The sequence below is a fragment of the Arthrobacter sp. PAMC25564 genome, assembly GCF_004798705.1.
Lineage (GTDB): Bacteria > Actinomycetota > Actinomycetes > Actinomycetales > Micrococcaceae > Arthrobacter.
On the sequence record NZ_CP039290.1, the window covers coordinates 3,232,245 to 3,249,080 of the forward strand.

Genomic DNA, 16,836 nt, shown 5'->3' on the forward strand with positions numbered 1-16,836 from the left:
CGGATGCAAGGGGCGATTGGCGCAGCGGTAGCGCGCTTCCCTGACACGGAAGAGGTCACTGGTTCGATCCCAGTATCGCCCACCAAAGCAAGGAAACTTGCTTGATGCAGTACCACCGGCCCACCGGTTGGACTTCATATGCGGACGTAGCTCAGCTGGTAGAGCACCACCTTGCCAAGGTGGATGTCGCGAGTTCGAATCTCGTCGTCCGCTCTCTTGTTCTTTAGAGAGATTCACCCAGTTCCACTCCGGATCCTTCCGGTTGCGGGCGATTGGCGCAGCGGTAGCGCGCTTCCCTGACACGGAAGAGGTCACTGGTTCGATCCCAGTATCGCCCACCACCCTAAGCAGCTCCCCCGGAGCTGCTTTTTTCTTGCCCTTTTGCCGGCCGGCTGCCACCCCGTTTCTCCCGCCCCGGGCCGCAGGGCCCCTGACAGGAACGCGCCGGCGCCCTTGGCAGGCCCAGGGACGGTGACTAGGGTAGAAAGCGCTAGGAGCGATCTGGCTCCGCGACTGAAGGGAGGTGTCCGTGGGACTTCTTGACGATCTGAAGGGCAAGGCTCAGCATCTGATTGATGGCAACGAACAGGCCATCAAGGACGGCATCGAGAAGGCCGGTGATTTCGTCGACTCGAAGACCGGCGGAAAGTTCGCCGACAAGATCGATGCCCTCCAGCAGGGCGCTTCCGACCTCGTGGACAAGGCAGACAGCGCGCCGGATACGGCACCTGACGCCGGGACTCCCGTCGCCGGTGAGCCTCCTGTAACCGGGGAACCCCGGTAGCAGGGCTTCTTACCCAGGTACGTCAGCGAGGTGCCGGTCCCGCCGAGAGGCGGCGCCGGCGCCTTCGGCGTTTAACCGCGGCCCGGACAAGCAACGCGGGGTCACTTCCGGCCCATCCCGGGCATCAGGATGGGCGCGGAGTGACCCCGCGTTGCTTTTAAGGCCTAGGCAGGTTCGTGGTTTTGGCCCTCGCGGGCCAGGGCTGTCAGTCGCGAAACCGCCCGGAAGTACTTCTTCATGTAGCCGCCGGTCATCATCTCGTGGGTGAAGAGCTGATCGAACGGCACGCCGCTGGCGAGGATCGGCACATCCTTGTCATACAGCCGGTCCGCCAGCACCACGAAGCGCAGGGCGACAGCCTGCTCGGTGATGGTGTGGACGTTTTTCCACACGACGGCTTCGATGCCGTCCAGGAGTTGGCGGTAGCGGCTGGGGTGGACACCGGCCAGGTGGTCGATGAGGGTGCTGAACTCATCGCGCGCCACGGTCTTGCCGCGGAACTCGGTCTGCATGTGGTGCGTCAGTTCCTCGTTGCGCAGCGGCAGCGGGGCCGCGGGGAGGCCACGGTGGCGGAAGTCCTCGCCATCGATCCGGACGACGTCGAACTGGTCCGCCAGCACCTGGATCTCGCGCGCGAAGTCGACGGCGGCAAAGCGGCCGTCGCCGAGGGAACCCGGCAGCGTGTTGGAGGTGGCTGCCAGCTTGACGCCGGCGTCGGCGAGTTCGCGCATCAGCCGGGACATCAGCACGGTGTCGCCCGGGTCGTCGAGTTCGAATTCGTCGATGCAGACCAGCTTGTAGTGGCTCAGCGCCTCGACCGTCTTGCGGAAGGACAACGCCCCGACCAGGTTGGTGTACTCCACAAACGTACCGAAGGCCTTGGGCCCCGGGGCGGCGTGCCAGAGCGAGGCGAGCAGGTGGGTCTTGCCGACACCGAAGCCGCCGTCGAGGTAGATCCCGGCCCGCGAGGTGTCCTTCTTGCCGAAGAGGCGCTTGAAGAGGCCGTCGCCGTCGCGTGCGCCGACACCGGCCGCGAAGCCTTCCAAGGCCTTGACCGCGGCGGCCTGGCTGGGCTGTGACGGATCCGGCCGGTAGCTGGCGAACGAAACCTCACCGAACCGGGCCGATGGATAAAACCCGTTGAGGAGTTCCTCCACTGAAACTGCCGGGGTGCGGGCGGCGAGCTGTTCGATCTGTACCAAGGTGGTCCGTTCTGCTGGTCTCTTGTCCCCAGAAAGGATACCGGGAATAGCGATGCCGCTTGCGAGCCACGCGAATTCCCGTGACCAAGGCCACATTTCCCAGTGTTAACCGCGCGGGACATTCCCGACGGCGCGTGGCTAGTGTTGTAGCAGGCCCGGCGCCGCGTTCGATCCTTCCCTGGCCCGGCCCCCTGACCGTTTCCGTGAAAGGCCGTCCCATGCCCTACCCCGTTGAGCAGAACGAAAAATATGCAGCCTACGCCCACCCGGAGCGGCTGGTGTCCACCGAATGGCTCGCCGAAGCGATCGAGGCCGGCGCGCTCGACGGCGGCAAGCTCGTGGTGCTCGAATCCGACGAGGACGTGCTGCTCTACGAGACCGGCCACATCCCCGGTGCGGTGAAGGTCGACTGGCACACGGAGCTCAATGATGACGTCACCCGCGACTACATCGACGGCGCAGCGTTCGCCGCCCTCGCCGCAGCCAAGGGCATCTCCCGCGACAGCACCGTGGTCATCTACGGCGACAAATCAAACTGGTGGGCAGCCTACGCCCTCTGGGTCTTCGAGCTCTTCGGCCACGAGGACGTCCGGCTGCTCGACGGCGGCCGGGACAAGTGGATCGCCGAAGGCCGTCCCCTCACGACGGTCAAGCCCGTGCCCAGTCCCGGCAACTACCCGGTCGTGGAGCGCAATGACGCCCCAATCCGCGCCTTCAAGGACGACGTCCTCGCCCACTTCGGCAAGCCGCTGATCGACGTCCGCTCCACCGAGGAGTACACCGGCCAGCGCACCCACATGCCGGCCTACCCGGAGGAAGGCGCCCTGCGCGGCGGCCACATCCCTACGGCTGCCTCGATCCCGTGGGCCCGCGCTGCGGCCGGGGACGGAACCTACCGGAACCGTGCCGAACTGGAGGCACTCTACCTGGGCGAGGCGGGGCTCAAGGAAGGCGACGACGTCGTGGCGTACTGCCGCATCGGCGAGCGTTCCAGCCACACCTGGTTTGCCCTCAAATACCTCCTGGGCTTCGAGACCGTGCGCAACTACGACGGCTCCTGGACCGAGTGGGGCAATGCCGTCCGCGTCCCCATCGCCAAGGGCACCGAACGCGGCACGATCCCCGCCGCCAAATAAGGGGGCGCCCGCGGTTTAGGGCCGGCGCCCGAGGTTTAGGGCCGGCGCCCGAGGTTTAGGGCCGGCGCCCGAGGTTTAGGGCCGGCGCCCGAGGTTTAGGGCCGGCGCCCGCGGTTTAGGGCCGGCGCCCGAGGCGGCGTGGGAGCGGACCGGGACACAATCGCCCCGGATGCGTAAGCTGGGACTGATGAATACTTCTGCCCTCCCCGCCGCCCTGGCGGAAATTGTCGATGACTTCCAGGCCGTAACCGAACCCGAACGGCTGCAGCTGCTCCTTGAGTTCTCGCGTGAACTTCCGGAACTCCCGGACCGGCTCAAGGACCACCCCGAGCTGATGGAACAGGTGGTGGAATGCCAGTCACCGCTGTTCCTCACCATCGAGACGGAGCCGGGCGGCGATGCGACCGGGCGGGTGCGGCTCTTCTTCAAGGCACCCCCGGAAGCCCCGACCACCCGAGGCTTCGCCAGCGTCCTGCACGAAGGACTCGACGGTCTCAGCGCGCAGGAGATCCTGGCCGTGCCGGATGACATGCCCGAACTGCTGGGCCTCACCCGTGCCATCACTCCCCTGCGCATGCGCGGCATGACGGCGATGCTGGGCCGGATCAAGCGCAAGGTGGCCGCCCTTCCGCTGCACTCCTGACGCGGGCATCCACGTCATGGCCCGTAAACAGGCATCCGTGGGAACCCCGGCCACCGCGGCACTCGCGGCGGCCGGGGTTCCCTTTGTCGCGCACCCCTACAGCCACGATCCGGCGGCGGCCGGCTACGGCATGGAAGCCGCCCAGGTGCTCGGCATCGATCCGGCCCGGGTGTTCAAGACCCTGATGGTCGACGTCGACGGCCGGCTCGCCGTCGGCGTCGTACCGGTGAGCGGAAACCTGGACCTGAAGGCGATGGCGGCGGCGCTGGGGTGCAAGAAGGCCGCGATGGCGGATCCGGCCACGGCGGAGCGCCGCACCGGCTATGTGCTCGGCGGCATCTCACCGCTTGGGCAACGGCAGTCCTCCCCCACCGTCGTGGATGAGAGCGCCCTGGCGCTGGACACGATGCTTGTCTCGGGCGGCCGCCGCGGGCTGGACCTCGAGCTGCGCCCCGAGGAGCTGATCCGGCTCACCGGCGCGCGCACTGCACGGATCGGCACCGGCCGGACCGACGGCGTTTCCACCGGATAGCGGCATCATCTGGGCCGGCTCACCGAATCAGGAGGCGCCCGGGGTCTTCTCGACCTTGACGGCTGAAACCTCGAACTCAAGCGTGATCTTGTCCGAGACGAGCACACCACCGGAATCAAGCGCGGTGTTCCACTTGACGCCGAACTGCTGGCGGTCAATGCGGCGGGATCCTTCGAACCCCGCACGCAGCAGCCCGGTCGGGTCCCGCTCGACCCCGAGGAACTCGATCGGCAGGCTGATTTCCTGGGTGACGCCGCGGATGGTCAGATCGCCGATGACGATGAAATTCACGTCTTCGATCTGGTCGATCCGCGAACTCACGAACGTGATCTCGGGATACGTCGGGGCATCAAAGAAGTCGTTCGTGCGAAGATGTTCGTCGCGCTGGGCACTGCGGGTATCGATGCTGGCGACCTTGATGGTCACCCGCACCGAAGAATTGGCGGGATTCCCGGCGTCGGCGTGGATTACACCCTCAACGTCGTTAAATGCGCCGCGGACCTTCGTGACCATAGCGTGCCGGGTGGAGAACCCGATGCGCGTATGGTTCGGATCGATTCGCCATTCCCCGGAAAGATCCGGTGATAATTCCGCCATGCAGACAGCCTCCTGTGTAGAGGGGGCGGGCACCACCGGTGGATAAACAGATGCATGGCTACCTCACCCGACAACCGCTTAGCACCGCTGCAAGGGTTGTTATTCCGGCACAATCCTAGCGCCATTGCCCCAATATTGGGGACTCCCCGCCTGGGTCTTGCTACGGAAGCGGCCGTTCCGGATCCGGCTCTGCTGCCGGCACATGACCTGTCTGGCCCGGATTCGCGCGGGGCGCCAGTTGCTGCCGCAGCCAGGCTGTGACCAGCCGCTCCCAGCGCTCCGGATCCACGTTCCATTCCTTGGTGTGCCGGGCCCGGCTGAAGGGTTCGAAGGTGACCATCTCCGGGTTCTTCTCGGCGAGGGCCGCGGATGGCCCATAGGGCACGTATTCGTCATCCACGCTGTGCAGGATCAACGTCGGTGTCCGGAGTTCCACGGCCCGCGACACCCAGTCCATCGCCTTCAGGTCCACCGGGGCGGCCAGGCCCGTCAGCCGGCGGCCAAGGCGGTGGCTCAGCATCAGCTGCCCGTACCGCCCCACGGCCGACGGGATCCGGTTCAGCTCCGCGTGGTGCGCCAGCACGTTGACCCAGTTGATCACCGGCGCATCCAGCACCATCGCCCGGATCAGGTGGCGGTAGCGGGAGAGGTCCGCGGTCTGGAGGCAGATTGCGCCGCCCATGGACCAGCCGAACAACACCACTTCGCGGGCACCCTGTCCGAGCGCAAAACTGATGGCGGCCTCCACGTCGCGCCATTCGGTGGAGCCCAGGCCATAGCGTCCGTCCTGCGCCGACGGCGCCAGCCCGTCGTTGCGGTATGAGATCAGCAGGCTGGACATGCCCAGTTGCCGGGCGGTCTGCACGGCCCGGACGCACTCCTGCCGGGTGGCCCCGCGGCCGTGCACCATGATCGCCCAGACGTCCGGCGCCGGCGTGCCGGGCACCGGTGCGGCCCGCACCAGCCAGGCCGGCGCCATGCCGCCGTCGACCTCGACCAGGACCTCCTCCGCCGGAAAACCGATGCTGGCAGGATCCGGATAGGCCGCCCCGCTCCACCAGGCCCGGCGTGCCGCCGAAAGATCGCCACTGTACACGGCCTCGACCTCCCGCATGACGGTGCGTTCAGCCGGCGAATAGGAAAGGATCCTGCCGATCCGGGCATGGCCCCGGCCGCCGTCGAAAAACAAACCATAGACGCCCTCGACCGTGGCCTCGGGGGTGGCGGCAAGAATGACGTGCAGGCCGCGCCCTTCGCGGATTACTACCAGGACTTCCTGGTCCTCCTCGCGGACCCGGGCGGGAGTGATCACGCGGCGGGCAAAATACAGGGCCAGCGCGGAAGACCCGGCGGCGAGCAGCCCGGCGGCGGCGCTTCCGCCGATGATGCCGCCCACGGCCCATTTGGCGCTGCCGGGCAGGACTGCCTCAATCTCGGCCCCGTCTCCGGGCTGAGCGGACGTTCCGCGCATGGCCGTTCTGGGGGCCGGTGAGCGGTGCGGGTCCGGCGGGAGGCGCAGAGTGGATGCCATGGCACCATTCTTACTGAACTCCGGGCCGATGACGGCATCCGGAAGAAACCACGGACGCCGCCGGCCGGACACGGAGCAGACGTACGGGGACCGAATCGTGCCCGGGCCGGAGCGCGAGGCTAGGCTGGGGGCATGAGTGATCCAATCGTCATTTTGACAGAAGAGCCCCTTGGTGCGGATGACCGCGTCAACATTGAAACCCTGGTCGCCGGCGGTGATGCACCGCTCGTGGTCCTCGTCCCGGCCAACACCGAACGCCACCTGCTGGTGGATTTCCTGGAGAACCTCTCCCTGCTGGAAATCGCCAAGGCCTTCCGTGAACTGACGGAGTCCCCCGATCCCGCCGCCGAGCGGGCCGAAGCCGCCGAGACCCTCGCCGTCTCGCTCACCGCGCTGGCCGGGCTGGGCGGAGGAGTCAGCGGTGAAGTTGTCGAGGGCCGGCCCGTGGATGGCCTGGTCGCCAAGGTCAAGGAAATCGGCGCGGGACAGGCAGTCGTTATCACCCGCCCGCATGCCGTCGCCGACACCTTCCACACCGACTGGGCCAACAAGGCCCAGGATCAGCTGGGCCTGCCAGTGCTGCATCTTTACGCCGGTTCGGGATTTATCGGGGACTCCTGAGCGTTATCAGGCTATGAGCATTTTCAGCAAGAGGTCAGAGAACACGTCCGCAGCCGCGGCGTCCGCCGGCGGCCCCGTCCCCCCGGCGTCCCAGGCCGCCGCGAAGACGGACGAGCAGTGGCGCCAGGAACTGACTGCCGAGGAATACCGGGTGTTGCGCCAGGCCGGCACCGAGCGGCCGTACACGGGTGAGTACTGGGATAGCCACACCTCCGGTGTGTACCAGTGCCGGGCCTGCGGCGCCGAACTCTTCACCAGCAAGGAAAAGTTCGACTCGCATTGCGGCTGGCCCTCCTTCTGGGCTCCGCTGGCCGACGGAACCGTCCGCTACATCCACGACCGCACTCTGGGGATGGAACGCGTCGAGGTCCGCTGTGCCGCGTGCGATTCCCACCTTGGCCATGTGTTCGAAGGTGAGGGCTACGGTACGCCCACGGACCAGCGGTATTGCATCAACTCCGTCTCGCTCCGGCTCGTCACGGCGGACGACGGCGGGAAGTGACGCCTGCTGCCGGGTACCGCACCCGCGGTACCCGGCAGCCAGCCGTCGGCTTGCTGTAGCTGGACCATGGTTCCCGCCTCACATGCCACAGACTTCCTTATGCTCAACCCAATTTTGCATTAGAGATTCTGATTGCTTGCTACGCTCGCCGTAGACGCTCCAAGCAACCAGAAAGGCGCATGCCGACGATGACCACGACAGCTATCACCGCACCGGCCCCGATCAATGCCAGCTCACCGGACTGGCTGCAGCTCAAGGCTGCCGCCACCGCCCTGCAGGCACTCCAGGTCAAGGACGGATCCGTGCCGGAGCCCGCCTTCCATGAGTCTGCCGCCGGATACGTCGGGACCATCACGGCAGCGATCACTGCCCTGGCGCCCGCCTTTCCGCACGACGCCCGTTACCTGGAACTCCTCGCCACCGACTTCACCCGGTGGGCCGCCGGCGGCTTCGGTGTGCCGGACTTCCTGGATTCGCTGCTGGCCTTCCAGCCGCAGCAGCACCGGGTCAATGGCCTGCAGCACCTTGTCGTCTTCCCGATGTACACCCAGAACGGGAGCACCAGCCGGCTCGTCGAGGCTGTGCTGATCGAGGTGATCTGGCCCGATTTCGTCGCCGGCCTCGAGGAGGGCGGGTACTCCAACAAGCTCTTCGTGCCGGTCCGCTTCCTGGATTTCACACCCGGCTACAACACCAACTCCGCCGTACTGTTCCCGGAGACGGTCGCCGTCCGCGAAACCCCCAGCTTCACCTGGGGCGCCATCTTCGCCGACCGCGAAGCCGCCCGCTTCCGGCGCGTCGTCCGCGCCGCCGCGGACATCACCTCCCTGCAGCTTCCCGAGGACGCCGCTTCCCTGCTCGAGAACCAGCAGCTGACCCAGGAAACATTTGTCATGTGGGACCTCATCCACGACCGCACCCACATGCGCGGGGACCTGCCCTTCGACCCCTTCATGATCAAGCAACGCATGCCGTTCTTCCTGTACTCGCTCGAGGAACTGCGCTGCGACCTCACCGCCTTCCGCGAATGCGTGAAAATCGAGAAGGATGAAGAAGCGGACCCGGAGGCACGCCGGCACGCCAAACTGGTCCAGTACGCCGTCATCTTCGACCGGATCTTCCGCTTCGCCATCACCGGTAGCCGCGTCCGCAACTACGACGGCCTTGGCGGCCAGTTGCTCTTCGCCTGGATGCACCAGCACCATGTCCTGCACTGGACCGACAGTAAGCTCAGCATCGACTGGGACGAGGTTGCCGACGTCGTGGTTGACCTTGGCGCCCGGATCGAGGAGCTCTACTGGCGGTCGATCGACCGCCCGAAGACCGCCCACTGGCTGGCCGCCTACGAGCTGATCTCCGGCACCGTCACCCCCAACCCGGCTTCCGCCTGGGCCAAGGGGCCCGGCGCCCTGCCGCTGGCCGGTCCGCCGCGCGGCCTCACCGACCAGGTGCTCGACGACGAGTTCCCGCTCTCCATGTTCTACGAGGCCCTGGAGAAGAAGATGCGGCCGGTCATCGAGTCCACGGCCGGCATCACGGGCATGTCTGATACCGGCACGGCAGCCGGCACTGCAAGCACAGCCATAAACGCCGGATGAGCGCCGGACGCACTTTGAACGTGCTGGTCACCGGCGGCAGCGGGCCGTCGGGGATCGCCGCCGCGCGGGCCCTGCAACAGGCCGGCTTTACGGTCTTCACCGTCGGCTCGGACGGGCCACGCATCGAGGCCGCCGCCGCCGAGGCCGGCAGCGGCGTCACCCCGCTCGTCTGCGACCTCGCCAGCCTGGCCGACGTCCGCGCCTTGCGGGCGAGCGTCGCCGGCATGGCCGGAAGCGTCGACGGCGTCATCCACCTGGTGGGCGGCTGGCGCGGGGCCAAGGGCATCACGGACCAAAGCGACGAGGACTGGGAGTTCCTGGAACGCGGCGCCATCACGACGCTGCGGAACGTCACGCGGGTCTTCTACGACGACCTCGAGGCCTCGGACACCGGGCGCTTCGCGATGGTCTCCTCCACCGCCGTCGGCAAGCCGACGGCGGCAGTTGCCAGCTACGTGGCAGCCAAGGCCGCCGCCGAGGCCTGGACCCTGGCCGTCGCCGACGGCTTCCACCGCGGGCAGTCCGGCCACCAGCAGGAAGGCCCGAATCGCGAGAACCCGGTGCAGCACAGCGCCGCGGTGATCTTTGTGGTGAAGGCCCTCGTCGACGCGCGGATGCGCGCGAAGTCCCCCGAACGCACCTTCCCCGGGTTCACCGACGTGGAGGAACTCGCGGCCGCCGCCGTTGGACTCTTCGCCAGCCCCGCGGCGGAACTGAACGGCCGGCGGCTGCTGCTTAGCCGCTGAGCCCGGATCTCCCTAGACTGAAAGCGTGAGCAAATCGATGACAAGCACGGTTCAAACAAGCACGGCTGAAACAAGCACCGTTGAAACTGGCCCTGCGGGTGCTGCGGTGCGGCTGCACGATCCCGCTGTCCGCGGCTTCGCCTCCGACAACTACTCGGGTGTCCACCCCGAGGTGCTGGCGGCCCTGGCAGCCGCCAACGAGGGCCACCAGGTCTCCTACGGCGAGGACGACTACACGGCCCGGCTGCAGCAGCTCATGGAGGAGCACTTCGGCGAAGGGATCGAGTGCTTCCCGGTCTTCAACGGCACCGGCGCCAACGTCCTGTCGCTGCAGTCCCTGCTGCCGCGCTGGGGCGCGGTCATCTGCGCCTCCACGGCCCACATCAACATGGACGAGAACGGCGCGCCGGAGCGGATCGGCGGGATCAAACTGCTCCAGGTCCACACCGGCGACGGCAAGCTCACCCCTGAACTCATCGACCAGGAAGCCTGGGGATGGGGCGACGAGCACCGCGCCCAGCCGCTTGCCGTCTCCATCACCCAGACCACGGAACTGGGCACCTGCTACGCCCCGGAGGAGGTCCGGGCGATCGCTGAGCATGTCCACTCCAAGGGCATGAAGCTGCACATGGACGGCGCCCGCCTGGCCAACGCGGCCGCCCACCTGGACGTGCCGCTGCGGGCCTTCACGCGCGACGCCGGTGTGGACATCCTGTCGTTCGGCGGCACCAAGAACGGCCTGCTCTTCGGCGAAGTCGTTGTGGCCCTGAACCCGGAAGCCGCGCATGGGCTGGTCTACCTGCGCAAGATGAACATGCAGCTGGCCTCCAAGATGCGGTTTATGTCCGCCCAGTTCATCGCCCTGCTGGACGGTGACCTGTGGCTGCGTTCGGCCTCGCACGCGAACGCGATGGCCGCCCGGCTGCGCGCCGGGGTGGAGTCGATTCCCGGCGTCGAGCTGACCCAGAAGACGGAGTCCAATGGCGTCTTCGCCATCCTGCCGGCCGGGGCAGCGGAGCGGCTGCGCAAGTCCTTCCGCTTCTACGACTGGAACGAGGCCGCGCGGGAAGTCCGCTGGATGTGCTCCTTCGACACCACCGAGGAAGACGTTGATTCCTTCATCGCCGCCATCAGGCGCGAACTCGGAGCCTAGCTCCGGCAGGTGCGGGCCCGGGCGGGCGGCGAGCCTGCCGGGCCCCGGGCCAAGCGTTGCATAACCTTCCATTGTGAACTCACTCGACCAGGTTCCGGCAGATTTCCTTTTTGCCCTGGGAACTCTTCGACACGCGAGATGCCGCCCTGAGTTGCGCCTGGACGAGATTCCGGCGCCCTCACGGCTTGCACCCTTTGCCGTGGCACTGGGGGCGGAAGTCATTGTGCCCGGGGATGCGGCCGGATCCGGCGCCGCCCACGGGCCGGCGGGTGCGGGCTTCGAACCGGCTTCCGGCAGCGACGAGGTGGAGCTGGCCACCGGCCGTTTCATCCTGCTCCACGATCCCGAGGGCTCGGCCGTCTGGGACGGCGAATTCAGGATCGTCACCTACATCAGGGCCCAGCTCGAGCCCGAAATGGGCAACGACGAAATGCTCGGCTCCGTTGCCTGGGACTGGCTCGTGGAGGCGCTGCAGAACCATCAGGCGCCCTACCGTTCGGCCGGGGGCACCGCCACACGGGTGCTTTCCGAAAGCTTCGGCACGCTCGCCGACAGGCCCGACTCGATCGACATCGAACTCCGGGCTTCCTGGACCCCGGCCGGCCCGGACATCACCTCGCATCTGGAGGCATGGTCGGACATGGTGTGCACTTTCGCCGGACTCCCCCCGCTCCCCGAGGGCGTCACCGCCCTGCGCCGGCGGCGGCCCGGCCATGCCCCGGCCCAGGCATGAGGCGGCCTGTTCCGCTGCCGGCGCGGTCATTGACCCCGTGGTGTCGGTAAACTGTTGTCATCATGACCCCTCAAAATCCGGAAATCACCACGGCCGGCGCCGTACCAAATAAGACAGAGGCCGCTGACACCACAGCCCACATCACGGTGGAGGGCTTCGACAGCCTGGTGCCCGAGGTCATCGACCTCGATGCCCCCCGCGACGGAGTGCCGCTCGTCATCGAAACCCAGGCTGGCCTCGAACGCTGCGCCGCTGCCCTCGCCGCAGGCCACGGCCCGGCCGGAGTTGATGCCGAACGCGCCTCCGGCTTCCGCTACGGCCAGCGTGCCTTCCTGGTCCAGATCCGCCGCGAAGGCTCCGGTACCTGGCTGATCGATCCAGAGCCCTTCGGGGACCTGCGGATCGTCAACGACGCCCTGCGGGGAGTGGAATGGATCCTGCACGCCGCGAGCCAGGACCTCCCCTGCCTCTCCGAACTCGGCATGTGGCCTGACAAACTCTTTGACACCGAACTCGCCGCCCGCCTTGCCGGGCTGCCGCGGGTGGGACTCGCGGCCGTGATCGAGCAGCTCCTGGGCTTCGGACTGGCAAAGGAGCACTCCGCCGCCGATTGGTCCACCCGCCCGCTCCCGGAGCCGTGGCTGCGCTACGCGGCCCTCGACGTCGAGGTCCTGACCGAGCTGCGCGAGGAACTCATTGAACTCCTGCTGGCCGACGGCAAACTCGAATTCGCCGAGCAGGAATTCGCGGCCATCCTCGAGGCCGGCCAGGCGCCGCCCCGCGTCGACCCATGGCGGAAGACCTCCGGACTGCACCAGATCCGCGACCGCCGCCAGCTGGCCGCCGTCCGTGAACTCTGGCTGGAGCGCGACTCGCTGGCCCAGAAACGCGACGTCGCCCCGGGCCGGCTCATCCCCGATTCGGCCCTCGTGGCCGCTGCCAAGGCGATGCCCACCACCGTGCCGCAGCTGCTCGGTACCAAGGGTTTCCACGGCCGCGCGGCACAGCGCGAAGCACCGCGGTGGCTGCGCTGCATCAGCACGGCCAGGAACCTGGAGGAGTTGCCTCCCCTGCACCTGGCCACCAACGCTCCCCCGCCCCCGCGGGTCTGGGCCGACCGGGACCCCGAAGCCGCCGCACGGCTGGCCACCGCCCGTCCCATGCTGCAGGCCAAGGCCGAGGAACTGAATCTGCCGGTCGAGAACCTGCTGACGCCTGACTACCTTCGCCGCGTGGCCTGGCGCCCGCCGGCGGAACTCAGCGAGGAAGGCGTGGCCGAGGAGCTCCAGAACCTTGGGGCGCGCCAATGGCAGATCGAGATCACCGCACCGCTGATCACCGGGGCCTTCCTCGACCCGCAGCCGCTTCCGGCCAAAGAGCCCAAGGCGGCAGCCGAGGCAGTCCCCGGCGCCACCCCCTGACAATCGGCCCCACCCCTCCTTGCCAGCTATGTTACTCACAAGTAACATGTTGATTGATGTTGCCCGGATCACCCTTGCCATTGGCCACCACCGCCACGGTCCCGGCACCCCTGTCCCAAGGAGGAGTACCACGTGAGCCAAGCCCGCCCAAGCGGAGAACACAGCAGCGGAAAGCCCAGCAGCGCGAATTCCCGTACGGCAGGTCCCCGCGCCGCGGGACTCCGCGCCGTCCGCGATATCGTCTTTGTCGATGGTGTCCGCACCCCATTCGGCCGCGCGGGAGAAAAGGGCATTTACGCCGGCACCCGTGCCGATGACCTCGTGGTCAAATGCATCCGCGAACTGATGCGCCGCAACCCCTCGCTGCCCGCCGGGCGGATCGACGAGGTTGCCATCGCGGCCACCACACAGACCGGTGACCAAGGCCTGACCATCGGCCGCACCGCCGCCCTGCTCGCCGGACTTCCCCGGACCGTGCCCGGCTTCGCGATAGACCGCATGTGCGCCGGCGCGATGACCGCCGTGACCACGACGGCGAGCGGCATCGGCTTCGGCGCCTACGACGTCGTGATTGCCGGCGGCGTCGAGCATATGGGCAACCATCCGATGGGCGCCGGCGCGGACCCCAACCCGCGCTTTATGTCCGAACGGATCGTGGATCCGGCCGCCCTGAATATGGGCAACACCGCCGAGAACCTGCACGACCGCTTCCCCGCGATCACCAGGGACCGGGCCGACGCCTACGCCGTCGCCTCGCAGGAAAAGCTGGCCGCGGCCTACGCCAAGGGGCAGATCCAGCCCGACCTGGTCCCGGTCGCCACGATGAAGCCGGGCCAGGGCTGGACGGTCAACACCGTGGACGAGCCGCCGCGCCCGGGCACCACCGTCGAGGACCTGGCCGGACTGCGGACCCCGTTCCGCGCCCACGGCCGGGTCACCGCGGGTAACGCCGCCGGACTGAACGACGGCGCCACCGCGGCCCTGCTCGCCTCCGCCGACGCCGCCGAGGAGCTTGGTCTGCCGGTCAGGATGCGCCTGGTGGCCTACGCCTTCGCCGGCGTCGAACCCGAGGTCATGGGCATCGGGCCGGTCCCTGCCACCGAGAAGGCCCTGAAGAACGCCGGGCTCGGCATCGAAGACATCGGCCTGTTCGAGATCAACGAGGCTTTCGCCGTCCAGGTCCTGAGCTTCCTGGACCACTTCGGCATCGCCGACGGCGACCCCCGCGTCAACCGCTACGGCGGAGCGATCGCCGTCGGACACCCGCTCGCCTCCTCCGGGGTGCGGCTGATGAACCAGCTGGCCCGGCAGTTCGAGGAGGACCCCAGTGTCCGCTTCGGGCTGACCACCATGTGCATCGGTCTGGGCATGGGCGCCACGGTGATCTGGGAGAACCCGCACCACACTGATTACGGCACGGAATACACCACCACCGAGACTGGAGCCACCGCATGAGCGCCGCCGATTTCCGCAAGCTTGCCGAGCTTTTCCCGAACGAGACGGTCACCCATTCCTACGTCCAGGACATTGAGCTACCGGCCGTGGACGGCAAGAGCCCCGGCACCTTCGCCCTGATCACCCTCGACAACGGCCTGGACCACTCCAAGCCCACCACTCTCGGGCCCAACACGCTCGTGGAACTTGGGACCGTCCTGGAGGGGCTGAAAGAGCGCGCCGCCCGCGGCGAGATCGCCGGCGTCGGCGTCACCGGCAAGCCGTACTTCCTGGTGGCCGGCGCGGACCTGTCCACGGTCAAGTCGGTCAGCGGCCGCGAGCAGGGCCTCTGGATGGCCCAGCTCGGCCACGAAGTCTACGCCACCCTGGCCAACCTGGGCGTGCCGAGCTTCGCGTTCATCAACGGACTGGCCCTGGGCGGCGGCCTGGAGATCGCACTGCAATCCACCTACCGCACCGTGTCCACCGGAGCCGGGGCGCTGGCCCTGCCGGAAGCCTTCATCGGCCTGATTCCGGGCTGGGGCGGGGTCTACATCCTGCCCCGGCTGATCGGCCCGGAAAACGCCGTCAAGGTCATGATCGAAAACCCGCTGAGCAACAACCGAACCCTCACCGGTCCGCAGGCGTATGAGCTGGGCGTGGCGGACGCCATCTTAGAGCCGGCGGACTTCGTGGAACAGTCCGTGGCCTGGGCCGCGAAGGTCATCGCCGGCGCCGTGACGCCTGGGCGTGCCAATGCCGTCGACCCCGCAGAGCCGGAGGTCGCCGTGCGCTGGACGGCCGCCGTCGCCAAGGGCCGTGCCTTCGTCGAGGCCAGGACTTCCAACGCCTCCCCGGCCCCCGCCAAGGTCCTGGACGTGATGGAAGCAAACCGCACCCTGGGCCAGGCGGAGTCCGCAGAGCTGGAATGCGAGACCCTCGCAGACCTCATGCAGACCGACGAGTTCCGCTCCACCGTCTACGCCTTCCTGGACCTCGTGCAGCGACGCGCCAAGCGCCCGGCCGGCGCCCCGGACCGCAAGCTCGCCCGCCCGGTGACCAAGGTCGGCGTCGTCGGCGCCGGCCTGATGGCCGGTCAGCTGGCTCTCCTCTTCGCCCGCCAGCTCAAGGTGCCCGTGGTGCTGACGGACATCGACCAGGCCCGGGTGGACAAAGGCGTGGGCTACGTCCGTGCCGAGGTTGACAAGCTGCTGGCGAAGGGGCGGATCAGCGCGGACGCTGCCAACCGGACCCGGGCGCTGGTCACCGGCTCGGTCTCCAAGGAGGTCTTCGCCGACGCCGACTTCGTAATCGAGGCCGTCTTCGAAGAGCTCGGCGTCAAGAAGCAGGTCTTCAAGGAACTGGAGGCCATCGTTTCCCCAGAGTGCATCCTCGCCACCAACACCTCCTCGCTGTCGGTCACGGCCATGGCTGAGGACCTGGAACACCCGGAGCGCCTGGTGGGCTTCCATTTCTTCAACCCGGTGGCCGTGATGCCGCTGCTGGAGATCGTCCGCGCCCCGAAGACCGACGACGCCGTGCTGGCCACCGCCTTCGAGCTCGCCAAGGGGCTCAAGAAGTCTGCCGTTCTGGTCAAGGATGCTCCGGCGTTCGTGGTCAACCGCCTCCTGCTGCGCCTCATGGGCGAAGTCACCGCCGCCTTCGACGAGGGCACCCCCGCCGAGGTGGCGGACAATGCGCTGCGGCCGATGGGCCTGCCGATGACGCCGTTTGTCCTCGGCGCCATGGTGGGGCTGCCCGTGGCCCAGCACGTCCAGGAATCCCTGCACACCGCCTTCGGGGACCGCTTCACCATCTCGCAGAACCTGCAGAAGCTGATCGACAACGGCGTGAAGTCCATCTGGGATCCCGCGTCGCAGCAGGCAGGCAAGCCCGTTATCCCGGCCGGGACCCTGGCGCTGATGTCCTTCGGCACCACCCCGTCCACCGCCGGGGAGGTCCTGCGCCGCACGCAGGACGCCCTTGCGGAGGAAATCGGCCTGATGCTTAACGAAGGCGTGGTGGCCGGGCCGGAGGAGATCGACCTGTGCATGATCCTGGGTGCCGGCTGGCCGATGTTCCTCGGCGGCATCACCCCGTACCTTGACCGGGTGGGAGCCTCGGAGCGGGTCAACGGCCGGAAATTCCTGGCGGCCGGGGTTGCATCGGAGCCGGCCCGGGCCTGACGTGCCGCCCGGCGGGT

16 protein-coding genes and 3 tRNA genes are annotated in these 16,836 nt (G+C 67.8%); 16 read left to right on the forward strand and 3 right to left on the reverse strand.

Annotation, left to right across the window (positions count from 1 at the left end):
* Positions 1-10: 10 nt before the first annotated feature.
* The 4 genes from E5206_RS15120 (at position 11) to E5206_RS15135 (ending at position 784) form a co-directional block, all read left to right on the forward strand.
* Positions 11-85 (forward strand) — tRNA-Val (locus E5206_RS15120).
* 55 nt (positions 86-140) lie between these two features.
* Positions 141-213 (forward strand) — tRNA-Gly (locus E5206_RS15125).
* A gap of 53 nt (positions 214-266) precedes the next feature.
* Positions 267-341, forward strand: a tRNA-Val gene (locus E5206_RS15130).
* A 188-nt stretch (positions 342-529) separates the two neighbouring features.
* Positions 530-784, forward strand: a complete 255-nt coding sequence (locus E5206_RS15135) for an antitoxin (RefSeq protein WP_136323198.1) — start codon at positions 530-532, stop codon at positions 782-784.
* Positions 785-948: 164 nt separating this feature from the next.
* On the opposite strand, the gene zapE is transcribed toward E5206_RS15135, so the two are convergent.
* Positions 949-1,986: a cell division protein ZapE gene (gene zapE, locus E5206_RS15140; RefSeq protein ID WP_136323199.1), complete on the reverse strand. Its 1,038-nt coding sequence runs from the start codon at positions 1,984-1,986 to the stop codon at positions 949-951.
* Between the two features lie 218 nt (positions 1,987-2,204).
* Here zapE and E5206_RS15145 point away from each other — a divergent pair, with 218 nt between their 5' ends.
* The 3 genes from E5206_RS15145 (at position 2,205) to ybaK (ending at position 4,297) form a co-directional block, all read left to right on the forward strand.
* Positions 2,205-3,122, forward strand: coding sequence for a sulfurtransferase (locus E5206_RS15145; protein WP_136323200.1), 918 nt, complete (start codon positions 2,205-2,207; stop codon positions 3,120-3,122).
* A gap of 187 nt (positions 3,123-3,309) precedes the next feature.
* The gene (locus E5206_RS15150) at positions 3,310-3,765 is read left to right on the forward strand and encodes a SufE family protein (RefSeq protein WP_205759946.1); all 456 of its coding nucleotides are present in this window, start codon (positions 3,310-3,312) and stop codon (positions 3,763-3,765) included.
* A 16-nt stretch (positions 3,766-3,781) separates the two neighbouring features.
* The gene (ybaK, locus tag E5206_RS15155) at positions 3,782-4,297 is read left to right on the forward strand and encodes a Cys-tRNA(Pro) deacylase (protein ID WP_136323202.1); all 516 of its coding nucleotides are present in this window, start codon (positions 3,782-3,784) and stop codon (positions 4,295-4,297) included.
* 27 nt (positions 4,298-4,324) lie between these two features.
* On the opposite strand, the gene E5206_RS15160 is transcribed toward ybaK, so the two are convergent.
* Both E5206_RS15160 and E5206_RS15165 read right to left on the reverse strand, forming a co-directional pair.
* Positions 4,325-4,894: a YceI family protein gene (locus E5206_RS15160; protein WP_136323203.1), complete on the reverse strand. Its 570-nt coding sequence runs from the start codon at positions 4,892-4,894 to the stop codon at positions 4,325-4,327.
* A 160-nt stretch (positions 4,895-5,054) separates the two neighbouring features.
* A complete protein-coding gene (locus tag E5206_RS15165) occupies positions 5,055-6,365 on the reverse strand; it encodes an alpha/beta fold hydrolase (RefSeq protein WP_136324165.1) in 1,311 nt (436 codons plus the stop codon).
* Positions 6,366-6,557: 192 nt separating this feature from the next.
* Between E5206_RS15165 and E5206_RS15170 the strand changes: the two genes are divergently transcribed.
* The 9 genes from E5206_RS15170 (at position 6,558) to E5206_RS15210 (ending at position 16,819) form a co-directional block, all read left to right on the forward strand.
* Positions 6,558-7,046 (forward strand): hypothetical protein, encoded by a 489-nt coding sequence (locus tag E5206_RS15170; protein ID WP_136323204.1) that lies wholly within the window; start codon positions 6,558-6,560, stop codon positions 7,044-7,046.
* Between the two features lie 13 nt (positions 7,047-7,059).
* On the forward strand, positions 7,060-7,548 hold the full coding sequence (gene msrB, locus E5206_RS15175) for a peptide-methionine (R)-S-oxide reductase MsrB (protein ID WP_136323205.1): 489 nt from the start codon (positions 7,060-7,062) through the stop codon (positions 7,546-7,548).
* 188 nt (positions 7,549-7,736) lie between these two features.
* On the forward strand, positions 7,737-9,146 hold the full coding sequence (locus E5206_RS15180) for a DUF6421 family protein (protein ID WP_136323206.1): 1,410 nt from the start codon (positions 7,737-7,739) through the stop codon (positions 9,144-9,146).
* Positions 9,143-9,892, forward strand: a complete 750-nt coding sequence (locus tag E5206_RS15185) for an SDR family NAD(P)-dependent oxidoreductase (RefSeq protein WP_136323207.1) — start codon at positions 9,143-9,145, stop codon at positions 9,890-9,892. Before E5206_RS15180 ends, E5206_RS15185 begins: the two co-directional genes overlap by 4 nt.
* A 37-nt stretch (positions 9,893-9,929) precedes the next feature.
* Positions 9,930-11,045 carry a low specificity L-threonine aldolase gene (locus E5206_RS15190; RefSeq protein WP_240690197.1) on the forward strand — a complete coding sequence of 372 codons (1,116 nt, stop codon included), beginning with the start codon at positions 9,930-9,932 and terminating at the stop codon, positions 11,043-11,045.
* A gap of 70 nt (positions 11,046-11,115) precedes the next feature.
* Positions 11,116-11,778: a DUF3000 domain-containing protein gene (locus E5206_RS15195; RefSeq protein ID WP_136323208.1), complete on the forward strand. Its 663-nt coding sequence runs from the start codon at positions 11,116-11,118 to the stop codon at positions 11,776-11,778.
* Positions 11,779-11,840: 62 nt separating this feature from the next.
* Positions 11,841-13,199, forward strand: a complete 1,359-nt coding sequence (locus tag E5206_RS15200) for an HRDC domain-containing protein (RefSeq protein ID WP_136323209.1) — start codon at positions 11,841-11,843, stop codon at positions 13,197-13,199.
* Positions 13,200-13,436: 237 nt separating this feature from the next.
* Entirely contained in the window at positions 13,437-14,654 is a 1,218-nt protein-coding gene (locus E5206_RS15205) for a thiolase family protein (protein WP_136324167.1), read from the forward strand.
* Complete coding sequence (locus tag E5206_RS15210) at positions 14,651-16,819, forward strand: 3-hydroxyacyl-CoA dehydrogenase NAD-binding domain-containing protein (RefSeq protein ID WP_136323210.1); 2,169 nt, start codon at positions 14,651-14,653, stop codon at positions 16,817-16,819. The genes E5206_RS15205 and E5206_RS15210 overlap by 4 nt, the downstream gene beginning before the upstream one ends.
* Positions 16,820-16,836: the final 17 nt, after the last annotated feature.